Below are 16,114 nucleotides of genomic sequence, written 5' to 3' on the forward strand. Positions count from 1 at the left end.
AATACTCAGTCCTTATCAAGGGGGAAAAGTGTTCATGCTGCGACGATAACGCGAATGCGAGGCGGGCGGATAAAAAAATGCGAGTCGTTGCGCGACTGTTGCAGAAAAAGCGACGGACTTTTCATGCCAGAGAGGGCCTGAATTTTTTGAACCCCATCACACCCTGCGTTTTTTGCGTATCCCTTTGCTCTCTTCCTGAACGTAAAGATGCAATAACTACCTCGCCATACACAAAACCGGAACCCACGATGAAAAGAACTTTAGCCTGTTTTTCATTCCTGGCAGGCAGCCTGCTCACGGGATATGCACCTGCACTGATTGCCGCCCCTTTGCCGTTAACGCCAGACACCAGCATCCCGGTAAGCCGCTACATTACGGCGCTGAATCCGGATCACTCCATTACCTTTCGTCTTTTTGCCCCTGCCGCGAAGCAGGTTGCCGTGGTGACCGGCGCCACGCCGCTGAGCCAGCAGTCGCATGACATGAAAAAGGACAGCACGGGGATCTGGTCATGGACCAGCGAGCCGATGAAGCCCAACCTGTATGAGTACTATTTTGACGTAGACGGTTTCCGCACGCCGGATACCGGCAGCCGTTTCCCGAAACCGCAGCGCCAGGTGAACACCAGTATGATTCTGGTGCCGGGCAGTATTCTGGATGAGCGCAACGTGCCACACGGCGATGTGCTGACCCTGACCTATCACTCCACCGCCCTGAAGTCTGAACGTCAGGTGTTTGTCTGGGCACCGCCGGGTTACAAGGCCGATAGCAAGCCGCTCCCGGTGCTCTACTTCTACCATGGCTTTGGCGATACCGGGCTGTCGGCCATCTCTCAGCTCCGCCTGCCGCAGATCATGGATAACCTGCTGGCAGAAGGCAAAATTAAGCCGATGCTGGTGGTGGTGCCCGATACCGAAACCGACATCGTGCAGGCTATTCCCGAAAACTTCCCGCCAGCCGATCGCCGCAAGGACTTTTATCCGCTGAATGCCGCTGCTGCGGATAAAGAGTTAATGCAGGACATTATCCCGCTGGTGGAAAAACGCTTTACCGTGAGTCGCAAACCGGCTGACAGGGCGATAGCCGGGCTATCCCAGGGCGGTTATCAGGCGCTGGTGTCCGGCATGACGCACCTGAACGACTTTGCCTGGCTGGCCAGTTTTAGCGGCGTAACCACCAGTACAGTGCCTAATGAGTTCGTGACGCGTCAGCTGAGCCAGCCGCAGACCGTGAATAAACAGCTGAAAAACTTTACGCTGGTGGTGGGCGATAAAGATATCGTGACAGGCAAAGACATTGCCGGGCTGAAAACCGAACTGGAAAAGCAGGGTGTGAAGTTCCATTACACCCAGTATCCGGGGCTGGGACATGAGATGGACGTCTGGCGACCTGCGTATGTGGAGTTTGTGCAGCAGCTGTTTAAACCACAGTCGCACTAATTCTGGCTTCAACGCTGACCGCGCACAGGATGAGCAGGGCATCCTGTGTATCCTGTGCGCATTCTCTCCAACGCGGCGGGAACGCTGCTGTTTCGTTGGCGGCGGATTGCGTCATATCAGCCACGCGGTAAGCGCTTACGCATCACCCGCTGCCCAAACGCATCACTCCCTTCTGCGACCCAGCCATTTGCCTGATAAAACCCCTCCGCGTTCGAGCCGGGATCGGTGGTCAGCATAATCGTCTCTGCGCCCCGATCGCTAAACCACTGGACGATCGCGTTCAGCAGGTGCGTCCCGATGCCCTGTTTCTGATATTCAGGTTTAACAAACAGTCCGCCAATTAGCGGTTCGGGCGCATAGATCCCCAATCCATAACCTGCATAATCATCCCCGACCTGGCAAATCCAGCCGCCGCCCTGACATATATCCTCCAGCGCTTGCTCACGCTGTAAATAGTGAATTTGATGCGCGTGAAGCCGGTTTTCCGTTACTGAAAAGCGTATTTCATATATTTCTTTAAGGTGCCGGGGTTCAAGTTTAAAAAAGGAAAGAGACATGGTCGTTCTGTATAACATGACGGTGGAGTCGGAACACATTATCGTCTGGACCGCGGTATTTCAAGTCGCCAATATTTGGGTTGACCTCTGTATTTCCCGGAAGCGGTTTTTAACCCGCTTTTTTTCATTTGGCTGGCATCCGGTTGTCATCGGTCTGTCAATTTCTTCTGTTTAACGCTGGCCTTAAGGCCGCCGGGACGATTGAACCCAGCCCTGTTCCCATTTCCCCTGTACTCTGAAAGGAATTAATCGGGACACATTGCCTAACAGGGATGACCGGCGAAAAATGCGGTCCATGGAAAAATGGAGTTTTATAGTTTGCCATTCATCATTAAATAACAAGGGTTTAACGATCGATTTTTGGGATTTGATAGGTTTAATCATAGTTTAATCCGTTAAAATTCATTTGATTGATAGCTAAAGGCGATCAATAATCAATCCACTTCAACATCGTTAATCAGAGCATGGGAATGGAAATCCAGAATCTTGATAATAATAACCGTGCCTGGCGGTTCATTGCTGAACCCATCGTAAACCTGAAATCCGAACGTATTGCCGTTGAAGTCTTAACCCGATTTGCCGCACCAGGGACGCCTTTTTTACATATAAGTAAAATGAATAAAGAACAAAAAATAAGGCTCCTGAGAGAGCAGTTGTGCTTAATTCACCAAAAAAGACATTTTTTTGAAAGTCACCAGTTGCTGTGTTCTGTCAATGTAGATGTAGAGATGGCTTTTGCGCTGCTGGAAGAACGGGATATTTACGAGCTCGCCACAGCGCACTCTTTTCTTCGCATCGAAGTCTCAGAAAGCTTCCCCAGTCTGGCTGAAGGGCTAAATAATCCCTTACTGCGAAAGTTATATAATAATTACACTTTATGGCTGGATGATTTTGGCAGTGCATCTTCTCATTTTCCCTGTTTGCAGGAGGGATTATATGAGGCGGTTAAAATCGATAAGCACTTTTTCTGGGAACATCATAATCGTCCACTCTGGAAAGAGACGCTGACGCAAATTAAAGACTACTGCCAGTTTATCATTGTCGAAGGCGTAGAAAAGGACACCTACTTCCAGTTTGCTAAACCCCATGCTGCCGCATTTCAGGGCTATCTTTTTAAAGCCTTTTCTTTTGATGCCATTACCTGACGACGCTTTTATTCTTAACGTCGCTGCCTGCTCGTTTTGATTTATTCTGATCGTAAATTTGCTCACTGTCTTATTACTGGCTGAGAGGGTTAAAGCCTACAGCCGGTTGTTGAAGCACGCAGCGTAACGAATGCTGTTCTGGCTGGATAGCTTAACTACAAGAACAGCCCCTCCTGTGATTTACGGCAATCGCGCGGGCTGCAGCCGAACCAGCGGCGAAAGGCGCGTGAAAAAGCGCTGACTTCAGAGTAGCCCAGCAGCAGCGCCATCTCGGAAACAGAAAGATGATGCTGTTTGAGATAATGCGTGGCCATTTCTTTGCGTACGCTGTCCACCAGCGCCGAGAAGCTGGTTTGCTCATCACGTAAGCGCCGTTGCAATGACCAGGCGGATAACCCCTGTTTTTCCGCGATGATTTCCAGTGAAGGTTCGCCGTTCAGCAGTTGCAGATGAATGTCCGTTCGGGTTTGGTTAACGGTGTCCTGACGCACCACGGGCGGGCTGAGCCGACGGATGGCATCCTGCATAACCAGCAGCAGCATCGGATCATGATCCGGCATTTTCCGGTTCAGATCTGCTTTCGCGATGATCATCGAGTTAAAGGGTTGATCGAAGTAAACCGGGGCATCAAACACCTTACAGTGTTCGTGCCAGTGCTCAGGGCGCGGATGCTCAAAATGCACTTCCCGCGGCGCCCAGAGCCGACCTGCGGCATGGCGGATCAGGTTGAGGAACATGCCCAGCGTTAACTCGGCATCCTGGCGGCGCATCAGGATCACGCCATGGCGAACCTGATAATCCAGTTGCCAGCAGTCGCCGCGTTCGGTCAGCCGGATGCAGGTGTTGTGTTGATGAAAGGGAAAGGCATTGACGACGTTCCGCAGCGCCTGTTCCAGCGTGGCTGAACACAAGCCAATATAGCCGATCAGCCCCAGTGACTGGGGTCGGAACTGATGACCGTATTGCAGACCAAAGTTGTCCACGCCTGCCTGGCTTGCGGCTTCCTCCAGCACCCGGCAATAGCTGACCAGGTCCAGGCTCAGCGTTGGGCAGGCGAGCATATCGGGATCGATCCCGCTGATCCCGAAAATGCGATCGACATCGCCGCCCTGTGCATTGATAAATTCGCCTAAGCCCGTTGCGGCGGCAGACAACACACCGCGATGGCCGCCTGCGCCGGAGATGGCCGTTAACGCGGCCTCTGGAACTCTGCTGGTCATCTTGTTTTCCGCAAAAAGTGAACATCTCAAGGTTCTGCAAAAAACGTACCAGCTGGAAACCACGCGATAACAATCGCTTACCCGATTCGCTTTCCGTGTTGCACCGCGATCAGGCACTGCGGCGGTGCGTTAAACGCCAATCGGCAGCGCGGCACCTTCAAGATAGCGCTGACACAGCCGGACGGTGTGGCTGGCCCAGCGATCGCCTAGGCTGCGCGCCATCTCGGTCTCGCGGTGGGAAGCCACCCAGGCCGTCAACTGGATACGCCGCTGGATCAGCATGGCGGGGATCATAGCCAGTTCCCGATCGCTGATGTGTGCGACCTGTTCGTAACCGCGTAACCAGTTTTCCACCCACTGCGGCGCACTCGGATGATGCTCAACAAAACTGATGGCTGCGGCAAGATCGTGCAGGTACCAGCCCATGCCGCAGTCATCAAAGTCGATCACCCGGGTTTCGCCTTTATGCACCAGCAGGTTGGTCAGGCGCAGGTCGGCATGAATCAGCCCATAGCGTTCAGGTGACTGTCCGAAGTCCAGCATCTGGCGGCGCACGTGTTCCAGCGTTTCTTCTACCACCGCGTGTTCAGCGGTGGGTAACCCCGCAACGTCCCGCCAGTCGCCCCAGTGGCCTGCCGGAGACACCATCGTATGATGATCCCAGATGATGCGGCGAAACCCCTGCGGCTTCTGCCATTTCCGGCTGTGATGGTGCAGACGGGCAGTAATGGCACCGAGCTGACGAAACGCAGCCGGATCGACGCTGTCGGTCAGCATATCGCCCTCTATCCAGTGAAACAGCACCGCATAGCGTTCGCCGCCATCGGGCAGCGGCAGGACCTGAATGCGTTCACCCTGACGATCTTCTACGGCAGCGGGGACGCTGATGTCCGCCGCCTGAAGCGCGTCCAGCCAGAGCAGCTCACTTTCAATATCCTGCTTCGCGTGGTAATCGCCCCGGTGAATGCGCAGCGCGTATCGGCCCTGCGGCGTGCTGACAGATAACGTCGCGTTTTCTGAGCGACACAGCAGCCTGACCTCAGCCTGTGCACAGGCGGGATAGTTCACTAATGCCCGGTGGGCAAGCTGAAGGATGGTGTCGTTACTCAGCGTATCGTACTGTTTATGGCTCATGTCCGGCTCCCGGGTTTCTGCGTGTAGGGCCAGCATGGCGCTGAACCCTGCCTGCACGCTTGACCTGAAAGCAGGGGAAAATTGACTTTGGCAGGCACCTGGCAGCCAGGCCAGGGGCAAGTTGACCTTAAATCACGGCGTTCTGTTTTCTGCGGTCAAGTTTTTCCCTTCCCACTGTGTCCATCATCTACCCGACAGCTTTTGTGCAGCATTTTTCAATTAAAACAGACGGGGAACGCAGTGATGAAAGAGAAACTGAAACCCACCCTGGGCACCCTGCGACTTTGGGGCATTGCCGTGGGGCTGGTGATATCGGGTGAGTATTTCGGCTGGAGCTACGGCTGGGGCGCAGCGGGCACGCTGGGCTTTCTGGTCACGACGTTTTTTGTTGCCGTCATGTATACCTGTTTTATCTTCAGCTTTACCGAACTGACAACGGCTATTCCTCAGGCGGGCGGCCCGTTCGCCTATAGCCGCCGGGCGTTCGGCGACACCGGCGGGCTGATTGCCGGAATCGCCACGCTGATTGAGTTTGTGTTTGCGCCTCCCGCTATCGCGATGGCCATTGGCGCCTATCTCAACGTGCAGTTTCCTGAAATTAATCCCAAGCTTATCGCCGTGTGCGCCTATCTGGTGTTTATGGGGCTGAATATCATCGGCGTGAGCATCGCCGCGACCTTTGAACTGCTGGTTACGCTGCTTGCCGTGATTGAGTTACTGGTGTTTATGGGCGTTGTGGCGCCCGGCTTTAGCCTGGCGAATTTCGTCGCGAACGGCTGGGCGGGCCAGGGAACCTTCTCGCTGGCTTCCGTGTCCGGTATGTTCGCTGCGATCCCCTTTGCCATCTGGTTTTTTCTGGCGATTGAAGGCGTCGCGATGGCGGCAGAAGAGGCAAAAGATCCCCGCCGCACCATTCCCCGCGCCTATATCAGCGGTATTTTAACGCTGGTGGTGCTGGCGATTGGCGTGATGGTGTTTGCCGGTGGAGCAGGCGACTGGCGTACGTTATCGGGCATTAACGATCCGCTGCCTCAGGCGATGAAAATGCTGGTCGGGAATGACTCGCGCTGGATGCACATGCTGGTGTGGATTGGCTTATTCGGCCTGATCGCCAGTTTTCATGGCATCATCATGGGCTATTCCCGCCAGTTCTTTGCGCTGGCCCGCGAAGGGTATCTGCCGCCCGCCCTGGCGAAGCTTTCACGCTTTAACACACCGCACCGCGCCATTCTGGCCGGTGGTGTAGTGGGCATTCTGGCCATTTTCTCTGACGGGATCAGCTTTCAGGGCATGAGCCTGACCGCCGCCATGATCACGATGTCGGTGTTTGGCGCCATTGTGATGTACATCATGAGCATGCTGAGCCTGTTTAAGCTGCGTCGTACCGCTCCCACGCTGGAGCGCAGTTACCGTGCGCCGGGTTATCCGGTGATCCCTGCCATTGCCCTGTGCGGATCGCTGATCTGCCTGGCGGCGATGCTGTGGTTTAACCCGGAGATTGGCGCGCTGTTTATGGCCTTTATGGTCGTGGGTTACCTCTATTTCCTGACGACCCAGTCCCGGCGCGGCACGATCGCGCAAACCTCTGTCGCGGCGGAGATCGACTAACGCAGACAGACGCTGCCGCGCACTGATGTACGGCAGCGACAGTATTGAATCCGAGGAGTGATGATGACGGTACGTTCAACCATTATGGATACCAACAGCTTTCGTGCAGAAAACGCGGAAGCGCTGGCCCCGGCGATTCGCCAGTTAACCGACAAACGCAGCAAGGTGCTGGGCGAGTCATATCGGCTGTTTTACCGTAACCCCGTGCATCTGGTGCGCGGGCAGGGGCAGTATCTCTGGGACCAGGCGGGCAAACAGTACCTGGATATGTATAACAACGTCGCCAGCATCGGCCACTGTCATCCGGCGGTCGTGGAAGCCGTGCACCAGCAGATGATGCGGCTGAATACGCACACCCGTTATCTGCATGAGTCTATTCTGGACTACAGCGAACGCATTTTAGCAACGATGCCGGCGGCCATCGATCGGGCCATGTACATGTGCACAGGGTCCGAGGCAAACGATCTGGCGATTCGTATGGCGCATGCGTGGAGCGGCGGCACGGGCATTATCGTTTCGAAAGAGGCCTATCACGGCACCAGCGCGCTGACGTCCGGCGTATCACCGGCACTGGGCAGCGGCCAGCCGCTGTCATCGCATACCCGGCTGGTGGCATCGCCAGATTTTTACCGCATTCAGCCCGCCGATCAGGGGGCCTGGTTTGCCCACGAAATTCAGAAACAGATCGATGATATGGCCGCGCACGGCATTAAGTTTGCGGGCTTTCTGGCGGATTCCATTTTCTCTTCGGACGGCGTATTGCCCGGCCAGCCGGGCTTTTTAAAGCAGGCTATCGACGTCGTCCATCAAAACGGCGGAATTTTTATTGCCGATGAAGTTCAGCCCGGCTTTGCCCGTACAGGGGAATCATTCTGGGGATTTGCGCGCCACGGCGTGGTGCCCGACGTGGTGACCACGGGTAAACCGATGGGCAACGGTATTCCCGTATCCGGTCTGATGGCGAAAGCCCCGGTTATGGCAGCCTTCAGTGACTCGCTCCCGTATTTTAATACCTTTGGTGGCAATCCGGTGTCGATGGCGGCGGCGCACGCGGTGATGGATGTGATCGAGCAGGAATCGCTTCAGGCGCACAGCCTGAAAACCGGGCAAGCTTTGTTAGCGGCCCTGCAGTCCCTTCAGGATACCTATGCCTGCGTAGGCGACGTGCGCGGCGCTGGCCTGTTTATTGGCTTTGAGCTGGTCACGGACAGAGAGACGAAGCAGCCTGACAAACGGCTGGCGCTCGATTTGGTCGAGGCGCTGCGCGAAGAGTGTGTGCTGACGTCTGTCGCCGGACCTTACGGCAACGTGCTGAAGATTCGGCCGCCGCTGTGCTTCCAGACGCATGATATCGACTGGGTAGTCAGCGCGATGGATCGCTGCCTGAAAAAACTGCAGGGATAGGCCGCTGCCGGGCACAGGACAGGGCGGTAACGGGATGATTTTGCTGAATGCTGCACGCGTCGCATAACGCCCGTCATCACTGCACGGATAAAGCCCGACGTCAGCCGGGCTGGCGATATCCGTAAAACCTGATGCCAGGGATTGGCACGGCAGAATTACAAGGGGAGTTCGTGGCTGTCGCCGGAAATTGTCCAGCTGTCAGGATCCAGTAACCTCCCCTGCCCGAAAACACAGCCGTTTGGCTGGAAAAACACCTCGCCATATTGCGGATCGTTGACGTAAAAGGTGCCGTCTTCGCGCCGCTCAACGGTGAGCTGTGCAAATCGCGCCTCAAAATCCGCCAGGTTATCCAGCCGCGGATCGTCATTCAGGCGAATCAGCCAGCAGGTTTCCTGCCCCGGCAAGCGGACTTCACAGTGCTGTGTCGGGCCATGAGCGATCCGCTGGAACGCGCGGTTGCCGGAGATCTGTACCATACCTTTACCACTGCGCAGCAGAATGCGTTTATCGTAGCAACGCACGTCATCAAAATAGCGCTGCGGCAGCCAGGCGTGAGAAAAATCAGGCTGCCCTTCATGAACACGAAACAGAACGATCGCCAGGCCGCGATACTGCTGCACGCGCGGTAGCGTGCCACATCCTCCCCAGTAGGAAGGCCGCCCGAAGCCACTGTGCAGGCGTTCACCTGGATGGTTGATCCAGATCTGCGCCTCAGGCGTCTCGCCGATCCTCAGATGAATCGGGGTTTCCTGATAGCCCCATTCGCCCCAGCGGTATCCGGCAAGGGAACCCATTGCCACGTCGCGGGTTTTATAGTGGTAAAGGCGCGCAATGCGGTTAAGCCCCTGAGCGAAATACCATTCCAGCGCGCTGTCACCTCGCCATACCGCCACCTTTGCCAGTTCAGGTGAGTGCGTCAGTTTGCCCTGCTTTAACAGTAGTGCCAGCTGCGGTAAGGCATGAAAGCGACAGCCAACGTTGCCTTTGCCCCACAACAGGCGCGAAATTGCGGACAGCTCCAGCGAGCGACCTGCGCGCAGCGTGTGCTCGTATGAACGACCTTGCGATGCGGTGAGCATGCCCTGATGGCTGGATCGTGCAATCTGCTCCAGCAGGCGGAGGATAGCGCGCTGGCTGCGGGCAACGATTTCGGCATCCGGTGCCAGGGCGGCGAGGGCGGTTAATCCCTTGAGATCGATAGGGAAGTAAGGCGCGGAATTCCATTCGGCCATCTCGCATTGTTCAAAGTGATCCAGCCATGCCAGCACGCGCTGACGGCCTGCCTCTGCCTGATCGCCGCCCAGGCGGCCGGATCGTACAAAGGTTTTATCCGGAAAGGTGCTTCCCGCCAGGTAGGCGGCGGTATGAAACAACAGCGCATGGTTTTCAGAAAAATACCACTGCACGTCATTTCCCGGCTCATCCATCCAGTAACGAAAGGCTAAAATCGCCCGATCCATTTTCTCGCGAACGGGAGCGGCAATGCGATCCGCCCACTGGATCCGACACCACAGCAGCGGCACAAGCGTAAAGTCGGCGCAGTCATGGCACTCTTCAACCGGTGTTAAAACGCCTTCCAGCATGTTCTGGGTTTCGGTGTCATCCCTCCCGCAGGCTAGCCGGGCCAGCGCTTTTACGCTGCTGTATTCGCCGTGCAGGGCAACATGCATCAGCGCTTCGTCTGCACGCGCGTCTGCCGTTTTCGGCACCTGCGCCTGTTGCTCTGCATGGCAGATCTCAACGCCCAGGGTGCGCCTGATATGAAAGTTGTCTTTTTCCATGCTGATAACGAAATGACGAAAATCAGCCGGCAACGCGTCGCTTTCGGCAATCTCAGCCACCGTTTCGCCTTGATGTAAAACCGCGTTGAGAAGCACGGGCTGGTCTAGCGAAATAAAGTCGCCCTGCACGCGGATATTCAGGTTCAGCGTTTCCGGGGCTGGGATTGGGAAGCACAGGCGAACGGTGCCGCCTGTGTAGGTCGGCTGTTCAAACGCCATGCCTTCGAGCAGGGCTTCCATTTGCCGCACCCGATCTGCCTCAATCGGTGTTGCCAGTGCCACCTGCAGCGGCGCACCTTCAACATAGTCCAGTTGAAAAAAGAAGCGCACATCGCGTTCGGCCAGGTCATCGAACCAGACCGCGATAGCGTTCACCCCGGCATCCAGCATGAGCGCGAACTCAACGGTGCTTTCCAGATTACGCTGATAGTCTGCCTGCCATGCCACATCACCGCCGTTCAGCGTAATACAGGCGGCACCGCAGGTGGTCAGCCGAAAACGGTACAGGCCACGTTGTTCCGCAACAAGGTAGGTTTCTGCCTGAGCGCCGATGCGCGTGGCCCGGAACCAGAAACCTGATAAATCGACCCGATCGGAACCAAAAGGGAACCACCAGTTTTTCAGGGTAGTATCGCCGAAAGGAGTGGGCTTTTTTCCGGCATAGTGTTGCTGAAACTGCGTACGACAGGGATAGGTATGGGGAATAAAGTTTTTATGTTGGCTCAGAAAGAAAAACGGATCCATTTCACCGGACATCGGCGCATTGGGCACATCATAGCGCTGTGAAGAAATCGCGGATAACTGCCAGTAGCGAACGGCTTCATTCTGGTTAAGGGGGAAGTAACAATAATGGTTCTGGTCCATGATGATATTCTCCTGGTGTCGACGTCCTGTTATTTTTTTAAATGTCTTAACCCTTCGGTCAGGCATAAAATAGCCAGCGCCTGGCCATAACCGGTTGGCTGTAGCGGAATGTCTTTATAGAACTGCAGGGCTCTTCCCATGCGGGTGCCATAAGAGACGTTGTGGACTGTGCCGCTGCTGTCAATATTTCGCTGTACCGCGCCCAGGGCTTGTAAACCTGCCTGCAACCAACGTTCATCGCCATAGCCAAGACGAACGCCTTTTAATAAGCCATAGCCAAATCCGGCGGTAGCCGATATTTCTTCATAGCTGTCTGGATGGTCGAGCAGCGTGTGCCATGCACCGCTCTCAGATTGCAGCGTGATTAATGTATTAATTTGCGTTTTCAGGCATTCGAGTAAATAGTCACGGACCCCGCCGCGAAGCTGGGTCAGTTCCAGAAACTCAATAATGCCGACGGTTATCCAGGCATTTCCCCGCGCCCAGCGGGCCTGAGCAAAATGGCTCTTCTCGGCAAAGCTCCAGCCGTGAAACCATAAACCGGTCTGCGGATCGTTAAGATAACGGGCATGCAGTAAAAACTGGCGTACGGCCTCATCGACCAGCGCCTGTCGTCCGGAAGCTACACCGTAATGGCCGAGAAACAGCACCACCATAAACAGTGTGTCATCCCATATCTCCATGGGGTTAATGCCGTCGGACACCACGTGCTGGAAGCCTTGTTCCGGGGTACGCGGCAGCTCTGTCATCACCCTGTCGGCCCAGCTATCCAGCACCGCTTGATAATGTGGTGCCCGGTTATGTGTCCACAACAGGGATAACGGCAGCATGGGGGCGGTGGTATTAATATTTAACGGGGGCAGGCCTTTTTGAATATTTTGCTGAAACCAGTTTTCAATGATTTGGTAAATATCGTCGCGACGGGTCAACTCCCATAATCTCACCAGACCGAACAGGCCAACGCCCTGCGGCCATTCCCAGTTAGCAAATGAGATGTAATCCCCCGCTGTGCCATCCATATTGGGTTCGTTAAATTTGCCTTCGTCTTTTAGCTGTGTAAATCCATTAAGTAACAGATCAAGTTGGCGGGCTGTTGATAATAATTCCATTATGTTTCCCTCAATGCTGTATAAATCCTTACTCGTTTTTTATATTTCTGTGATTATTCACTGTAACCTTGACGTCCTTATTCGCCTCGACAGGCGGGAATAACGGTTATCCATAGGTTTCTCTGGGAAATGAAATCCCATGACGTCATCATTATCGGCTGGCCTTAAGAAGCCAGTTTTACATTAACCAGATATATTGACTTATTCATACGGTTGGCGTTCAGGGTCACTATTCTGGCCTCAATCATTATTCTTTCTCATAAGAGAGTAAAACCGGCTTTAATGATGCGATTGCCTGCCTGATTAATCGGGCTGCCTGCCATCATTATTCACGCATAACGACAGGCTCGCCCGGGCAGACGTAAAGGCTTAATGCTCAGCCTTAACGCGCGAGCCAGCCGCCATCGACGGCAATCGTATAGCCATTCATATAGTCAGAAGCTCGTGAGGCAAGAAATACCACCGGCCCCATCAGGTCCTCTGGTTTTCCCCAGCGACCGGCGGGAATGCGATCGAGGATTTCGGCACTTCGCTGTGCATCAGCGCGCAGTTGCTGCGTGTTATCGGTTGCCATATAGCCCGGGGCAATTGCGTTGACATTAATACGGTGCTTCGCCCACTCGTTGGCCAGCAAGCGGGTTATGCCCATTACGCCACTTTTAGACGCGGTGTAAGAAGGCACGCGGATCCCGCCCTGAAAAGAGAGCATTGAGGCGATGTTGATGATCTTGCCCCCATTCCCTTGGGCAATAAAATGTCGGGCGGCGGCCTGCGACATAAAGAACAGGCTCTTGATATTCAGATCCATCACATCATCCCAGTCCTGTTCGCTGAAGTTGATGGCATCCTCACGGCGAATCATGCCCGCGTTATTCACCAGAATATCAATGCGGTCAAAGTAGGCGATGGCGCTGTCCAGCAGGGCAGGAATAGCATCAATGTTACGCAAATCAGCTTTCAGGCTAAGGAATCGACGTCCCAGCGCGGTCACCTGTTTAATCGTTTCGTCGGGTTCAACCTGATTAATACCAACAATATTGCAACCGGCTTCAGCCAGTCCCAATGCCATAGCCTGACCCAGGCCGGTATTGCAGCCCGAAACCACCGCGATTTTGTCTTGAAGAGAAAACGCATTCAGTATCATGTGGACTCCTTATTCACGCGCTACCTGCTTCTGACAGGCGGCGCATTGGTGAGGATTAGCACAGATCCTTGACCGATACGTGGTCCATATCATCAAACACCTGGTTTTCACCGACTGTTCCCCAGATAAAGGTATAGGCTTTCGTACCGACACCTGAATGGATCGACCAGGCCGGTGAAATGACGGCCTGCTCGTTGTGAACCAGAAGATGACGCGTTTCCTGTGGCTCACCCATCATATGAAAAACGCAGGCGTCATCATCCATATCGAAATAGAGATAGACTTCCATACGGCGTTCATGGGTATGACACGGCATGGTATTCCAGAGGTTGCCGGGTTCAAGCTGCGTTAACCCCATACTGAGCTGGCAGGTTTCCAGGACGTCAGGAACCAGATACTTGTTGATCGTTCGGCGATTGCTCGTGAGGTTATCGCCGAGCGTGACGGCAGCGGCATCGCCAGCCGTCACTTTGCGGATGGGCAATGTTTTATGCGCCGGTGCGCAGTTGTAATAAAACTTCGCGGGGCGATGGGGGGCCAGGCTGCTGAACAGGACTTCTCGGGCACCTTTGCCGATATACAGCGCTTCACGATGACCGATCTCATAGTCTTCGCCATCAATGGTGACCTGACCGGGCCCGCCGATATTAATCATGCCGAGTTCGCGACGCTCCAGAAAATAGCTGACGCCAAGTTGCTTACCCACATCGTTACCTATCGCGACAGCCTGGCCGACCGGCATCACGCCGCCAACAATGATACGGTCGATATGGCTGTACACCATGGTGAACTCATCGGGCACAAAGATCTTCTCAATCAAGAATTCATCGCGTAATCCTTGTGTATCCAGCGCGTTGGCGTGGGCGCTATGAATGCTTTGTCTGACTTCCACGTTAACCTCCCGTTAGTGGTGCAAGTAAATTTATTCAGTAATGAATTAAAGCAGCATGAATTCATTTTTGTGCATCCTATTCGGCAAAAAATCTCTTTTCAATTAAAATTGAAACAATGTTTTATTTTTAAATTGAATTGGTGAGATGGCTCTGGTTTTTTTTATGGGATGTGAGGTGTTCATGTAATTTAATTTGTTAATTATAAAGTGAAATGCATGTGAGCTTTATTAATTTGTGATTTTTATCAGTTGTTTTAATATTTATATTATTAGATGGTTGTTAATGTTGATTTGTTTTTGTTAATACTTCTTGAGGATTTTCTTGATACTTTTAAAGTGACATTGATTTACCAAATTTTGAAAGAATTTATAATCTTAATAACACGTTCGTTATAAATAGTATTAGGTAAAGATTTTATAGTCAGAAAATATATTTAATGCTCAGGGTTTATACTTTTGCCGATACAGCTTTTTACGCCAGGCGCGTGCAAACAAATAATATGCAACAGATTTGTAAAACATCCTGCTATTAAGGGATCTAATGCAAAAAATAATGAGGAGCATGCTGATAACAGAAGAGCTAATTAGCCATGCGCTGTGCATTCGGGCCTGATAAATTGCGACTATATCAAATATAAAATTGAGGCTTGCCAGTGTTGTTGTAAAAACATAAATAGCAAGGTATATCTTTATAGCGTGATAGAAGCCCCTGACTATGGAAAATGCAGAGATGTAGACGAACAGGCAATAAATAATCGAAGTGATAAATACGCCTGTCAATGTAGGATATTTAGGCCAATTGAAGTTATCGATCATTTTAATGCCTAATGGCATCAGAGACATCGCACAAGAAAACAGTGAGCATATTAGACTTGAGCTTAAAGGGATACCCATAATATGCCATCCAATTGGCACTTCCATCTTATCTGTCATCTCATCTTTAATGGATTCAAGTTGTTCATCATTAGCTTTACTAATTTGTGCAGTGACCTTTTTGCTAAGCGCTAATGAACTTTTCAGATTATAAAACATGATTATCAAAAACTTCCTTGGTTTTTTATCAATACAGGATGTGTTTATTTAATAAAATAGGGTCACCATGTTTTTAATTTTTAAGTATGCTTCAACGGAAAAGCCTCGAAGCGAGGCTATAAATTCCTCTCTTTTAGAGATGTGGTTTTTCTCTTTGCATTTCAATTTGTTTACGCCAAGCGCGATTATGCAAGCAGTAAGCAATCATACGATAAAAAACTAAACTATTAATACACATAAAACTTAGTATTATCAGAATGACGCCAATGATTGAAACTATTAAGTGTGTGGTTTTTATGTCTGCACCAAGTAATGTTCCTAATATCGTATATATTAGGAAGGATATTGCTAATGTAGCAGTGCTAAAGGCTATGTAAACATAGCTTTTTAGCGCAAGATATTGCCCTTTACCAACGACCGCCATTAATGGAATGATAATAATGCAACCCACTAAGTCCGTGATCATAGCGCCGATGAAAAAAGCGTTTTTTGACCAGTCCATCCATTTTGAAATTCCATGCCAAATAGAAATTTGAGGCAGAGAGAAACTAACTACTGTGAGTATTGCGCTTATTATTAGAGGAATGCCCATAGTATGCCATCCAATAGAAGCATCCATCTCATTCATCATCTCATCCTTAACGGATTCAAGTTGTTCATCATTCCCCTTTACGATTTTCGCACTAAATTTTTCGCTGAGCGCTAATGCATTTTTTAGATGTTTAAACATGATAATGAGCCTGCCATGCGCGTTTTTATTAAAAAATTTAGTGCTGATTTCATCC

At 52.3% G+C, this 16,114-nt stretch carries 14 protein-coding genes; 5 read left to right on the forward strand and 9 right to left on the reverse strand.

Translation table 11 applies throughout. From position 1 onward, the window contains the following. The first annotated feature begins 248 nt into the window (after positions 1 to 248). Complete coding sequence (locus tag QLG08_RS17615; protein WP_042677850.1) at positions 249 to 1,439, forward strand: alpha/beta hydrolase-fold protein; 1,191 nt, start codon at positions 249 to 251, stop codon at positions 1,437 to 1,439. 116 nt (positions 1,440 to 1,555) lie between these two features. Here QLG08_RS17615 and QLG08_RS17620 read toward each other — a convergent pair whose 3' ends face one another. After that, positions 1,556 to 2,035, reverse strand: coding sequence for a GNAT family N-acetyltransferase (locus tag QLG08_RS17620; RefSeq protein ID WP_013024463.1), 480 nt, complete (start codon positions 2,033 to 2,035; stop codon positions 1,556 to 1,558). Here QLG08_RS17620 and QLG08_RS17625 point away from each other — a divergent pair. Both QLG08_RS17625 and QLG08_RS17630 read left to right on the forward strand, forming a co-directional pair. Further along, a complete protein-coding gene (locus QLG08_RS17625) occupies positions 1,995 to 2,171 on the forward strand; it encodes a hypothetical protein (protein WP_165971855.1) in 177 nt (58 codons plus the stop codon). The genes QLG08_RS17620 and QLG08_RS17625 overlap by 41 nt on opposite strands. Before the next feature lie 295 nt (positions 2,172 to 2,466). Beyond that, on the forward strand, positions 2,467 to 3,141 hold the full coding sequence (locus tag QLG08_RS17630; RefSeq protein WP_238493242.1) for an EAL domain-containing protein: 675 nt from the start codon (positions 2,467 to 2,469) through the stop codon (positions 3,139 to 3,141). Between the two features lie 155 nt (positions 3,142 to 3,296). Here QLG08_RS17630 and QLG08_RS17635 read toward each other — a convergent pair whose 3' ends face one another. Further along, a complete protein-coding gene (locus QLG08_RS17635) occupies positions 3,297 to 4,361 on the reverse strand; it encodes an AraC family transcriptional regulator (protein ID WP_112900249.1) in 1,065 nt (354 codons plus the stop codon). 129 nt (positions 4,362 to 4,490) lie between these two features. Then, positions 4,491 to 5,495, reverse strand: a complete 1,005-nt coding sequence (locus tag QLG08_RS17640) for a phosphotransferase (protein ID WP_014606668.1) — start codon at positions 5,493 to 5,495, stop codon at positions 4,491 to 4,493. 243 nt (positions 5,496 to 5,738) lie between these two features. Between QLG08_RS17640 and eat the strand changes: the two genes are divergently transcribed. Then, positions 5,739 to 7,103 carry an ethanolamine permease gene (gene eat / locus QLG08_RS17645; protein WP_014595250.1) on the forward strand — a complete coding sequence of 455 codons (1,365 nt, stop codon included), beginning with the start codon at positions 5,739 to 5,741 and terminating at the stop codon, positions 7,101 to 7,103. Positions 7,104 to 7,166: 63 nt separating this feature from the next. Continuing rightward, positions 7,167 to 8,507: an aspartate aminotransferase family protein gene (locus QLG08_RS17650; RefSeq protein WP_014606667.1), complete on the forward strand. Its 1,341-nt coding sequence runs from the start codon at positions 7,167 to 7,169 to the stop codon at positions 8,505 to 8,507. A 155-nt stretch (positions 8,508 to 8,662) separates the two neighbouring features. On the opposite strand, the gene QLG08_RS17655 is transcribed toward QLG08_RS17650, so the two are convergent. The 6 genes from QLG08_RS17655 to QLG08_RS17680 all read right to left on the reverse strand — a co-directional run bounded on the left by QLG08_RS17655 (position 8,663) and on the right by QLG08_RS17680 (position 16,059). Continuing rightward, the gene (locus QLG08_RS17655) at positions 8,663 to 11,152 is read right to left on the reverse strand and encodes a hypothetical protein (protein WP_064352886.1); all 2,490 of its coding nucleotides are present in this window, start codon (positions 11,150 to 11,152) and stop codon (positions 8,663 to 8,665) included. 29 nt (positions 11,153 to 11,181) lie between these two features. Next, on the reverse strand, positions 11,182 to 12,261 hold the full coding sequence (locus QLG08_RS17660; protein WP_064352885.1) for a glycoside hydrolase family 88 protein: 1,080 nt from the start codon (positions 12,259 to 12,261) through the stop codon (positions 11,182 to 11,184). A 382-nt stretch (positions 12,262 to 12,643) separates the two neighbouring features. Beyond that, the gene (gene kduD, locus QLG08_RS17665) at positions 12,644 to 13,405 is read right to left on the reverse strand and encodes a 2-dehydro-3-deoxy-D-gluconate 5-dehydrogenase KduD (RefSeq protein ID WP_042677839.1); all 762 of its coding nucleotides are present in this window, start codon (positions 13,403 to 13,405) and stop codon (positions 12,644 to 12,646) included. Positions 13,406 to 13,460: 55 nt separating this feature from the next. Then, positions 13,461 to 14,297 carry a 5-dehydro-4-deoxy-D-glucuronate isomerase gene (gene kduI / locus QLG08_RS17670; RefSeq protein ID WP_014606663.1) on the reverse strand — a complete coding sequence of 279 codons (837 nt, stop codon included), beginning with the start codon at positions 14,295 to 14,297 and terminating at the stop codon, positions 13,461 to 13,463. Positions 14,298 to 14,738: 441 nt separating this feature from the next. Then, positions 14,739 to 15,329 (reverse strand): hypothetical protein, encoded by a 591-nt coding sequence (locus tag QLG08_RS17675; RefSeq protein ID WP_049791778.1) that lies wholly within the window; start codon positions 15,327 to 15,329, stop codon positions 14,739 to 14,741. A gap of 133 nt (positions 15,330 to 15,462) precedes the next feature. Further along, positions 15,463 to 16,059, reverse strand: coding sequence for a hypothetical protein (locus QLG08_RS17680; protein WP_217268067.1), 597 nt, complete (start codon positions 16,057 to 16,059; stop codon positions 15,463 to 15,465). Positions 16,060 to 16,114 lie beyond the last annotated feature (55 nt).

It is taken from the genome of Pantoea sp. V106_11 (genome assembly GCF_029967885.1).
GTDB classification, from domain to species: domain Bacteria; phylum Pseudomonadota; class Gammaproteobacteria; order Enterobacterales; family Enterobacteriaceae; genus Pantoea; species Pantoea ananatis.